The sequence below is a fragment of the Streptomyces roseochromogenus subsp. oscitans DS 12.976 genome, from assembly GCF_000497445.1.
Taxonomy (GTDB): Bacteria; Actinomycetota; Actinomycetes; order Streptomycetales; family Streptomycetaceae; genus Streptomyces; species Streptomyces oscitans.
In genome coordinates this window covers 600,998-611,235 of the sequence record NZ_CM002285.1, presented here as the reverse complement: position 1 = coordinate 611,235, position 10,238 = coordinate 600,998, and the positions used below count along the sequence as shown (strand labels likewise).

General features: G+C 70.2%; 7 protein-coding genes and 1 pseudogene. 4 read left to right on the top strand and 4 right to left on the bottom strand.

Translation table 11 applies throughout. From position 1 onward, the window contains the following. The first annotated feature begins 316 nt into the window (after window positions 1–316). Window positions 317–2,620, top strand: coding sequence for an FdhF/YdeP family oxidoreductase (locus M878_RS53030; protein ID WP_023544597.1), 2,304 nt, complete (start codon window positions 317–319; stop codon window positions 2,618–2,620). A gap of 106 nt (window positions 2,621–2,726) precedes the next feature. Here M878_RS53030 and M878_RS53025 read toward each other — a convergent pair whose 3' ends face one another. Beyond that, window positions 2,727–3,653, bottom strand: coding sequence for a LysR family transcriptional regulator (locus tag M878_RS53025; RefSeq protein WP_031223835.1), 927 nt, complete (start codon window positions 3,651–3,653; stop codon window positions 2,727–2,729). Between the two features lie 257 nt (window positions 3,654–3,910). Here M878_RS53025 and M878_RS53020 point away from each other — a divergent pair. The 3 genes and pseudogenes from M878_RS53020 (at window position 3,911) to M878_RS53015 (ending at window position 8,205) form a co-directional block, all read left to right on the top strand. Further along, window positions 3,911–6,440 (top strand): annotated as a pseudogene (locus M878_RS53020) (ATP-dependent Clp protease ATP-binding subunit). A gap of 116 nt (window positions 6,441–6,556) precedes the next feature. Beyond that, entirely contained in the window at window positions 6,557–6,634 is a 78-nt protein-coding gene (locus M878_RS000000102135) for a 50S ribosomal protein bL37 (protein ID WP_483414725.1), read from the top strand. Window positions 6,635–6,693: 59 nt separating this feature from the next. Next, window positions 6,694–8,205 (top strand): phytoene desaturase family protein, encoded by a 1,512-nt coding sequence (locus M878_RS53015; protein WP_342452747.1) that lies wholly within the window; start codon window positions 6,694–6,696, stop codon window positions 8,203–8,205. Here M878_RS53015 and M878_RS53010 read toward each other — a convergent pair. The 3 genes from M878_RS53010 to M878_RS53000 all read right to left on the bottom strand — a co-directional run bounded on the left by M878_RS53010 (window position 8,200) and on the right by M878_RS53000 (window position 10,188). After that, window positions 8,200–8,385, bottom strand: coding sequence for a hypothetical protein (locus M878_RS53010; protein WP_023544594.1), 186 nt, complete (start codon window positions 8,383–8,385; stop codon window positions 8,200–8,202). The two genes, M878_RS53015 and M878_RS53010, sit on opposite strands and share 6 nt — an antisense overlap. 77 nt (window positions 8,386–8,462) lie before the next feature. Continuing rightward, entirely contained in the window at window positions 8,463–9,053 is a 591-nt protein-coding gene (locus M878_RS53005) for a YdeI/OmpD-associated family protein (RefSeq protein ID WP_023544593.1), read from the bottom strand. A gap of 385 nt (window positions 9,054–9,438) precedes the next feature. Next, complete coding sequence (locus tag M878_RS53000; protein ID WP_023544592.1) at window positions 9,439–10,188, bottom strand: SDR family oxidoreductase; 750 nt, start codon at window positions 10,186–10,188, stop codon at window positions 9,439–9,441. Window positions 10,189–10,238: the final 50 nt, after the last annotated feature.

Genomic DNA, 10,238 nt, shown 5'->3' with positions numbered 1-10,238 from the left:
CCCAGGCCCGGGCGGGCCGGAGCGTGCCGGGCTGAGTCTGCGATCCGTGCGGTGCCGTGCCGTCGGCCGTCCGGGATGCCGTCATGCCGGTCATCGTTGAACAGCCGTCCGAGGAAGTCAAAGAGGCCCGGTTTGTTTGCCGATAGGCGGCGCTTATCGATAACCCGCGCTTATCACGTCATCGAAAACACCTCTTTGACTTGCTTCAGGAAAGCGGCGGATGCTGCCGTGCGGTGCGCATCGGAGAACGCGGCAACACGCGGGCACGCATATCCCACGCGTGCCCGCATGACAACAGAAAGAGGCGGACCGGATCATGAGTGATATCGAGGACCCCGGCGACGATCTGACGGCCACCCCGCCCAAGCGCTGGGCGACCGGTGTGCCGGCGGTGACACACGCACTGGAGTACTCGCTGGGCCAGACGACCGTACGACGCACCGCGCTGACCCTGCTCAACATCAACCAGGTCAAGGGATTCGACTGCCCGGGATGCGCCTGGCCGGAGCCCGCACCGGGCAAACGGCACCGCAATGAATACTGCGAGAACGGCGCCAAGCACATCAGCGACGAAGCCACCTCGCGGCGCATCACCGCCGAATTCTTCCGCCGGTACTCGATCGCCGAACTCGGCGAGAAGTCGGACTACTGGCTCAACCAGCAGGGCCGGCTGACCGAGCCCATGATCAAGCGGCCCGGCGCCGCGCACTACGAACCGATCGGCTGGGACGAGGCGTTCGACGTGCTCGCCGGCGAACTGACCGGGCTGGACACCCCGGACGAAGCCCTCTTCTACACCTCCGGCCGGCTGAACAACGAGGCAGCCTTCCTGCTGCAGCTCTTCGCCCGCGCCTTCGGCACCAACAACCTGCCGGACTGCTCCAACCTGTGCCACGAGTCGAGCGGTTCCGCGTTGCAGGAGACCCTGGGCATCGGCAAGGGCAGCGTCTGCCTGGACGACATCCACACCGCGGACCTCGTCTTCGTCGTCGGCCAGAACCCGGGCACCAACCATCCGCGGATGCTGACCGCGCTGGAGGAGACCAAGCGCAACGGCGGGCAGGTCATCGCGGTCAACCCGCTGCCGGAGGCCGGGCTCATCCGCTTCAAGCATCCGCAGAAGGCCCGCGGGGTGATCGGCCGGGGCACCCCGATCGCGGACCAGTTCCTGCAGATCCGGCCCGGCGGCGACCTCGCCCTGTTCCAGGCGCTCAACCGGCTGCTGCTGGAGGCCGAGGACGAGCGACCGGGCACGGTACTCGACCACTCCTTCATCAGCTCCCACACCACCGGCTTCGGCGATTTCGCCGACCACGCGCGGAAGATCCCGTGGGAGGACATCCTCGCCGCGACCAGGCTGACCCGCGAGGAGATCGGACGCGTCCACGACCGGGTGCTGCGCAGCGGGAAGATCATCGTGTGCTGGGCCATGGGCCTCACCCAGCACAAGCACGGCGTCCCCACCGTCCGCGAAGTCGTCAACTTCCTGCTGCTGCGCGGCAACATCGGCAGGCCCGGCGCGGGAGTGTGCCCGGTGCGCGGTCACAGCAACGTCCAGGGCGACCGCACGATGGGCATATGGGAGCGCATGCCCCAGCGGTTCCTTGACGCCCTCGGCCGCGAGTTCGGCTTCACCCCGCCCGCGCACCACGGACTGGACTCCGTCAACGGCATCCGCGCCATGCGCGACGGCACCGCGAAGGTCTTCCTCGGCGTGGCCGGGAACTTCGTACGGGCCACACCCGACAGCCGGGTCACCGAGGATGCGATGCGGCGCTGCCGGCTCACCGCGCACATCTCCACCAAACTCAACCGCTCCCATGCGGTCTGCGGCGACACCGCCCTCATCCTGCCCACCCTCGGCCGCAGCGACCGCGACATCCAGGCGTCCGGCGAGCAGTTCATCACCGTCGAGGACTCCATGAGCGAGGTGCACGCCTCCCGCGGACGCCTGGCAGCGGCCTCCCCGCACCTGCTCAGCGAGGTCGCGATCATCAGCCGGCTGGCCCGCAGGACCCTCGGCGACACACCGGCCATCCCCTGGGAGGAGTTCGAGGCGGACTACGACACCGTCCGCGACCGCATCGCCCGGGTCGTACCGGGCTTCGAGAACTTCAATGCCCGCGTGGCCGGGCCCGGCGGCTTCCGGCTGCCCAACCCGGTCAACCAGCGCGTCTTCCGCACGCCGAGCGGCAAGGCCGTCTTCACCGTCAACGACTTCACGATGCCGCACATCCCCGAGGGCCATCTGCTGCTGCAGACGCTGCGCTCCCACGACCAGTGGAACACCGTGCCGTACGCGATGAACGACCGCTACCGCGGCATCCACAACGCCCGCCGGGTCGTGCTCGTCCACCCCGCCGACCTGGCCTCCCTCGGGCTCGCCGACCGCGACCGGGTGGACCTGATCACGGTCTGGCGCGACGGGCTGGAACGCCGGGCGGAGGACTTCCGCGTCGTCGCCTACCCCACCAGCCGCGGCTCCGCCGCCTCCTACTACCCCGAGACCAACGTCCTGGTACCGCTGGACAGCGTCGCCGACATCAGCAACACCCCCACGTCAAAGGGTGTGTTGATCCGCTTGGAGCCCACGCGCGCCGACGCCGCACGATCCATCTGAAGCGCCGGGGGACCGACGCATCGCCTGGCGACTCCGCGGACCGTGGCCGAGGAGCCGCCGAGCCGCACCGGTCCCCGGAATGCCGCATCCGGCCCGGTGCCGTCGGCTACCGGCCCGGGTCGCCGGGCACGCGTTCCAGTGCCGAGGCGACGTCGGTCGTGCCGGCGATGTCCGTCAGGGCCCTGGCCATCACCGAATCCGGTTCCCGGGCGGCGATCACCAGCCCCACCGGCACCGCCGCCGCGGGCTCGACCAGCGGGACCGCCCGCATGCCGTGCGGGACGCCGAACACATGGAGCCAGGCATGCGGCACGATGCTCGCCCATTGCCCCGTCCGCACATGCGCGAACAGCGCCGCCACGGAGTCGGTCTCCAGCCGGGGCGAGGGCTGCGTCCCGGCCCGCGCGAACAGCTCGTCCAGCACCCGGCGGCCCTGCATCGTCCCGGTCAGCAGACACAGCGACAGCCCCGCCGCCTCCGCCCACGTGGCCGTCGTACGCCGGGCCAGGCCGTCGGCGGCCGTGAGCAGCAGGACGTAGCGCTCCTGATACAGCGGAACCGTGTGGAAGTTCCCCGACAGATCCTCGCGCAGATAGGTGACCGCGGCGTCGAGCTCGAAGTTCTGCAGCTGCCGCAGAATGTCCACCGACTGCATATCCGCTATGACCTCCACCGTGACCAGCGGATGCGCCGCGCAGAACGGTCCGGTCAGCTCGGCCACGGCACCGGACGCCGTCGGCACCGAACCGATCCGCATCCTGCCGCTCAGGCCGCTGCGCAGAGCGTCGACCTCGTCCTTGAGGGCATCGCGGTCGGCGAGGATCCGCTGCGCCCATACGACGATGCGCTCCCCCTCCGGGGTGAGGCCCTCGTACTTGCGGCCGCGCCGCACCAGCGGCATGTCGAGTTCCTCCTCCAGCTTGCGCAGCGCCTCCGACAGAGCGGGCTGGGAGACATGGCAGGCCTGGGCGGCACGGGCGAAATGCCGCTCCCGGGAGAGGGCGACGAGGTATTCCAGCTGACGAAAGAGCACGGCACGGGTGTACCCGACCGCTCCCCGCAAAGCCAAACCCTTCGTGGACGCGGGCAGACCCTCCATCGAGTCCTCGGCACAGCGGCGGGCAGTGACTCAGCGTTACCGGTGACGGCGGTGTGTGTCCTCCGTTTGCGGTGCAGTGCCCAGCGGGGTTCAGTGATTACGGACCCCGGAACAACGACCCCGCGGATCACGGATTCGCTGCGGAAGACCGATCCCCCGCGGAATACGGGCCCCCGCGTCCAGGAGCTGTCATGTCGATGTCGTTCGGTGCACCGTTCGGTTCGTCGGATCCCTTCAGCGAGTTGTTCAACCGGTTCTTCGGGATGTCTCCGGCGTCCTCGCCTCCCGCGGTGCAGCGGGTGCCGATCGGACGGCTGCTCACGGAATCGTCGCAGGAACTGCTGAACCTGGCTGCCCAGCGGGCGGTCGAGGACGGTACGGCCGATCTGGACACGGAACATCTGCTGTGGGCGGCCACCAAGGTCGAGCCGTCCCGGAGGCTGCTCGCCCAGGTGGGCGTCGACCCCGACACGCTGGCGGCCGAGATCGCGAAGATCCTGCCGCGTGAGTCCGGCGAGCCGTCCGCGCAGCCGGGCCTCACCCCGGCGGCCAAGCGCACGCTCGGCGCCGCCTACGTCCAGTCGCAGGCCGCCGGTGTGTCGTACATCGGCCCCGAGCACGTCCTCAGCGCGTTGCTGGGTGACAGTGACACGGGTGCCGCCAAGCTGCTGCGCGCCGAGGGCACGGACACGCGGAAGCTGGCGGATCTGACCGAACAGGCCGCCCGGGCCGACGGACTGCCCGCCGAGCGGAAGCAGCCGGCCACGACGCTGGACGAGTACGGCCGGGACCTGACCGAGGAGGCCAAGGCGGGCAAGCTCGACCCGGTGGTGGGGCGAGCCGAGGAGATCGAGCAGACCGTCGAGGTCCTCTCCCGGCGGTCCAAGAACAACCCCGTCCTCATCGGCGAACCCGGTGTCGGGAAGACCGCCATCGTGGAGGGGCTGGCACAGCGGATCGTGGCGGGGGAGGTGCCCGACACCCTGAAGGACAAGCGGGTCGTGGCGCTGGATCTGTCGGGGATGGTCGCGGGCGCGCAGTACCGGGGCCAGTTCGAGGAGCGGTTGAAGAAGGTCATCGAGGACGTCCAGGCCGCCAAGGGCCGGATCATCCTGTTCATCGACGAGTTGCACACGGTCGTGGGCGCGGGGGGCGACGGGGGAGGGGGCGATGGACGCGGGCAACATGCTCAAGCCCGCGCTCGCACGCGGTGAACTGCATGTGGTCGGGGCCACGACGATCGACGAGTACCGCAAGTACGTGGAGAAGGACGCGGCGTTGGAGCGCCGGTTCCAGCCAGTGATGGTGCCCGAGCCGACGGTGGAGGAGACCGTGCAGATCCTGGAGGGGCTGCGGGACTCGTACGAGGCTCACCATCAGGTCCGCTTCGACGACGCGGCGTTGGCGGCCGCCGCCGAGATGTCCGACCGCTACATCACCGACCGATTCCTGCCCGACAAGGCGATCGACGTGATGGACCAGTCCGGGGCGCGGGTGCGGTTGCGCAGCGCGGGCCGTTCCACGGAGGTGGTCAGCCGCGAGGACCTGATCGCCAAACTCCGCCGTGAACTCGAAGAGGCCGTGTCCGTGGAGGACTTCGAGAAAGCCTCGCAGCTGAAGCGGGAGATCGCGCAGGTGGAGGGCGAACTCGCCGGCATCGAGGAACGCCGGCAGGGCGTGGTGTCGGTGACGGCGGCGGACATCGCCGACGTGGTCTCGCGCCGTACCGGGATCCCGGTGTCGCAGCTGACGGCGAGCGAGAAGGAGAAGCTGCTCAAGCTGGAGGAGGAGATGCACGCCCGGATCGTCGGCCAGGACGAGGCCGTGACGGCCGTGTCCCAGGCGGTGCGGCGCAACCGGGCGGGCATGGGCGACCCGAACCGGCCGGTGGGCTCCTTCCTCTTCCTCGGCCCCACGGGTGTGGGCAAAACCGAACTGGCCAAGACGCTGGCCGCGTTGCTGTTCGGGGACGAGGACCGGATGATCCGGTTCGACATGAGCGAGTTCCAGGAGAAGCACACCGTGGCCCGGCTCGTGGGTGCCCCTCCCGGATACGTCGGGTACGAGGAAGCGGGCCAGCTGACGGAGAAGGTGCGCCGCCAGCCCTACAGCGTGGTGCTGTTCGACGAGGTGGAGAAGGCGCACCCGGACGTCTTCAACACGCTTCTGCAGATCCTGGACGACGGCCGGCTGACCGACGCCCAGGGCCGTACGGTCGACTTCCGGCACTGCGTGATCATCATGACCTCCAACATCGGGGCGCACCGGATCCTGGATCACAAAGGTGATGTGTCGGAGCTGAAGGGCGAGTTGATGGAGGATCTGCGGACGAGGTTCCTGCCGGAGTTCCTCAACCGGATCGACGACATCATCATCTTCCACGGGCTGACCTCGGACGACCTGGCGCAGATCGTGGATCATCTGCTGGAGCAGAGCAAGCGCCGCGTCCGTGCGCAGGGCATGACGCTGGAGGTGACCGAGGCGGCGAAGAAGCTGCTGATCGCGCACGGTCATCAGCCGGAGTTCGGTGCCCGGCCGCTGCGCCGCACGATCCAGGCGGAACTCGACAACCGCATCGCCACCCTCCTGCTCAGTGGCGAGGCCGAGCCGGGAAACACCATCGTGGCCGACGTCCAGCACGACTCTCTGCACTGCACGGTGCGGAAGACCAGCAGCTCCGGCGAGCCCGCCGAGACCGGCGGCGCGACGACGGAGCGGTGACGGAGGACCCCATGGCGCGCCATCACCAAGTGGGAGGCCTCCGGGCCCCGACGTAAGGAGGAACAGGCCGAGACCGACCGAGAGCAGGGCTGACGGATCGACCTCTGGAGGTTTTGATGTCCTCGAAGCGACGCCGGAAGAAGAAGTCGCGGCGCAGCCATGCCGCCAACCACGGGAAACGGCCCCAGTGCTGAAGACAGGCATGGGCACGGGACCATGCGCGCCGGCACCATCCGGGGCCGGCGCCTGACGAATCCGCTGGGAAGGCGGGCCTGTTCACCGGCACACTCGTACACATGAGACGGATGCCGCCACCTCGCACCCCCTCGAACGCGGTCATGCCGAGGTGCAGCACATGACGTCCGCGGTGGTGGTCGGCGGTGGGCCCAACGGGCTCGCTGCCGCCGCCCTGCTCGCCAAGGCAGGACTGGACGTGACGCTCCTGGAGGCGGCGGACGAGGTCGGCGGTGGCACCCGCAGCCACGAGGCGCTGCTGCCAGGACTCCTGCACGACCACTGCTCGGCCGTCCACCCCACGGCCGTCACGTCCCCGGCGCTGCGCGCACTCGGCCTCGAACAACACGGCCTGCGCTGGCTGTCGGCGGACATCGACTGCGTCCACCCGCTGGACGACGGCAGCGCCGGGGTACTGCTGCGTTCCGTCGCGGACACCGCACGCCTGCTCGGGCCCGACGGCGACCGGTATCGTGCACTCTTCACCACTCCGGTACGACACTGGGACGCGCTGGCACCCGAGGTGATGGGCCCCCTGCTGCGGTTCCCCTCGCACCCGCTGCTGCTCGCCCGCTTCGGGCTGCCGACCATCCTTCCCGCCACCCTCCTCGCCCGTCTCTTCACCACCCCGCAGGCGCGGGCCCTGTGGGCGGGCGTGGCGGCACACGCCTTCCGTCCGCTGTCACGCCCGTTCACCTCGGCGATCGGGCTGGCCATACTCACCGCTGGACACGCCGCCGGCTGGGCCGTCGCCGAAGGCGGCTCGCAGGCCATCGCCCGCAGCATGGAAACTGTGCTGCGCAAGCACGGCGGCACCATCCACACCGGCGTCCGCGTCACCGACCCCCGCCAGCTCCCGCCCGCCGACGTCACCCTCCTCGACCTCGACCCCGGCCAGGTCGCCGCCCTCTACGGAGACCGCCTCCCGGCCAGGGCACGCGGCGCCTACCGGCGTTACCGGCGCGCACCCGCCGCCTTCAAGCTCGACCTGGCCGTCGAGGGCGGTGTGCCCTGGACGAACGAGCACGCGCGACGGGCCGGCACCGTGCACCTCGGCGGCCCGCTCGCCGAGGTGGTCCGCGCGGAGCGGGACATCGTGGCTGGACGTATGCCCGAGCGCCCCTTCGTGCTGGTCGGCCAGCAGTACCTGGCTGACCCCTCCCGCTCGGTGGGCGACGTCCACCCGGTGTACACCTACGCCCACGTTCCGCACGGCTACGACGGGGACGCGACCGAAGCGGTCCTCCGTCAGCTGGAGCGGTTCGCCCCCGGAGTCCGCGACCGTATCGTGGGCTGGCAGGCCACCCGGCCCGCCGCGTTCGCCACCGCCAACCCCAACTTCGCCGGCGGCGACATCATCACCGGCGCCCGGACGACTCCTCAGCTCCTCCTGGGCCCCCGCCCGACCTTCGAGCCGTACTCGACCGGCCTGCCGGGTGTGTTCCTCTGCTCAGCGGCGACCCCGCCCGGCCCCGGTGCGCACGGCATGTGCGGGGCCGGAGCCGCGGCCGCCGCACTGTGCCACCTATGAGCGGCTGCCTGCCTCGGCCGCGTCGAGGGAGGTCAGCCAGTTGACGGGTTCGTCGGGACGGCGGAAGCGGGGGGTGGCGAGCGGGGCGAAGCGGGCATCGCGGGCGCGGTGCTCGATCTCGCGGAGCCTGGCGGCATGTTGGGACCAGGCCCACCACACCGGTGTAGCGGCCCCGGCCATCGGGCCGAGGCCGGGCCGACTCCGCCGACGTACAGGCGTCCACAGGCGAGGAGTTCACGGAGGTGCTGTCGATCAAATCAGGGGTAGATCTTCTGCTGCGCGGCGAGCATGGCGACGAACTTCTCGATGCGGGCTGCCCGGGTCTCCGGCTTCTTGGCGTCCTGGATCCGGTAGAGGATCGCGTACCGGTTGTGGCTGTCGAGTGTGGCGAAGAAGTCAGCCGCCGTCGGAGAGGCGTCCAGGGCCGCCCGGAGGTCGTCGGGCACCGTGGCCGTGCGCTGATTGGCATACGCCGCCTCCCAGCGCCCGTCCGCCTTGGCCGTCTCCACCTCCCGCAGACCGGCCGGCCGCATCCGGCCCTGCTCCGCGAGCTCGGTCGCCTTCTGACGGTTCACCTTCGACCACTTGCTGCCCGGCCGACGCGGGGTGAACCGCTGCAGCCAGTACTGCTCGTCCAGCCTCTTCTTCTGCCCGTCGATCCAGCCGAAACAGAGCGCCGACTCCAGCGCTGCCGCGTAGTCGACGCCGTCGATTCCGGAGTCTTTCTTCGGGATCTTCAGCCACACCCCGCGCACATCGGCATGATGCTCCTCCAGCCACGCCTCCCACGCCTGCTGCGCGGCGAAGGCCAGAACCGGATCGGCCCCGATCCCTGTATCACCCGACATGCGGCTCATCAAAACCCATGCCGGTGGTGGGGTCAATCCTTCCCGGCGACGGGTCCGATCAGCAGGTATGGCCAATTTCCGCCGGACATCCGGACGTCCCTGGGCCGAGGCCGCACTGTCGAGTGACCCGCCGGCGCGGCGCAGCGCGAGTTATCGGCCGGTGCGTGGCAAGGCAGTGTCTCCCTCGGCGTGACCGCTTGCACGGCCGCCACGAGGCCCTGGTATCGCCCACGCCGGCGGTGGGGGGAGGCCGGGCACCCCGACCACTACACGCCGCGCCTCGCTCACTCCCCCCGCCCCGATCACCTACTCCGCCCCCGCTCACCCACCTCGCTCGCTCACCCCCGACTCACTCACCCCCCGGCGCACTCAACCCCCCGCGCACTCACGCCGCGTACCCACCGTCCACCGAGAGTTCCGCGCCCGTCACATACGCCGTCTCCGGTCCCGCCAGATAGGCCACCGCGGACGCCACCTCCTCGGCCGTGCCGAAGCGGCCCAGGGCGGTCATGGCCGCCTGGCCGGAGGCGAAGGGACCGTCCACGGGGTTCATGTCGGTGTCGGTCGGGCCCGGGTGCACGATGTTCGCCGTGATCCCGCGTCCGCCCAGCTCCCGGGCCAGCGCCTTCGTCAGTCCGACGACCGCCGACTTGCTCATCGCGTAGAGCGTGGCGCCGGGGCCCGGTGTGTGATGGGTGATACAACTGCCGACGGTGATGATCCGCCCGCCCGGCGCCATGAGCGCGGCAGCGGCCTGGGCGGCCAGGAACATCCCTCGTACGTTCACGGCGATCACGTGGTCCACGTCGGCGAGCGACATGTTCTCCAAGGGCTGCATCAGCCCGACGGCCGCGTTGTTCACGAGTATGTCCAGGCCCCCGAGCATCTCGGCCGCACGGGCCACCGCGCCCGCCGCTTCCTCGGCGTCCGCCGCGTCGGCGCGCAGGGCCACCGCCCGTCGACCGAGCGCCTCGACGGCGCGTACCACCTCCTCCGCAGCCTCCTTCCCGTGCACATAGGTCACGGCCACATCCGCACCCTCCTGAGCCAGTCGCAGTGCCGTCGCCGCACCGATGCCCCGGCTGCCGCCGGTGACGAGGGTCTTCTTGCCCGTCAGGTCTGCCTTTGAAGTCATGCCTCCATCTCACCGGCGAGGCCCGGGGAACACTGGCGGCGAACGGACCT

Coding starts and splice junctions, on each gene's coding strand:
- M878_RS000000102135 (WP_483414725.1), top strand. CDS start 6,557: ATGTCCTCGAAGCGACGCCGGAAGAAGAAGTCGCGGCGCAGCCATGCC.
- M878_RS53000 (WP_023544592.1), bottom strand. CDS start 10,188: ATGACTTCAAAGGCAGACCTGACGGGCAAGAAGACCCTCGTCACCGGC.
- M878_RS53005 (WP_023544593.1), bottom strand. CDS start 9,053: ATGTCGGGTGATACAGGGATCGGGGCCGATCCGGTTCTGGCCTTCGCC.
- M878_RS53030 (WP_023544597.1), top strand. CDS start 317: ATGAGTGATATCGAGGACCCCGGCGACGATCTGACGGCCACCCCGCCC.
- M878_RS53010 (WP_023544594.1), bottom strand. CDS start 8,385: ATGGCCGGGGCCGCTACACCGGTGTGGTGGGCCTGGTCCCAACATGCC.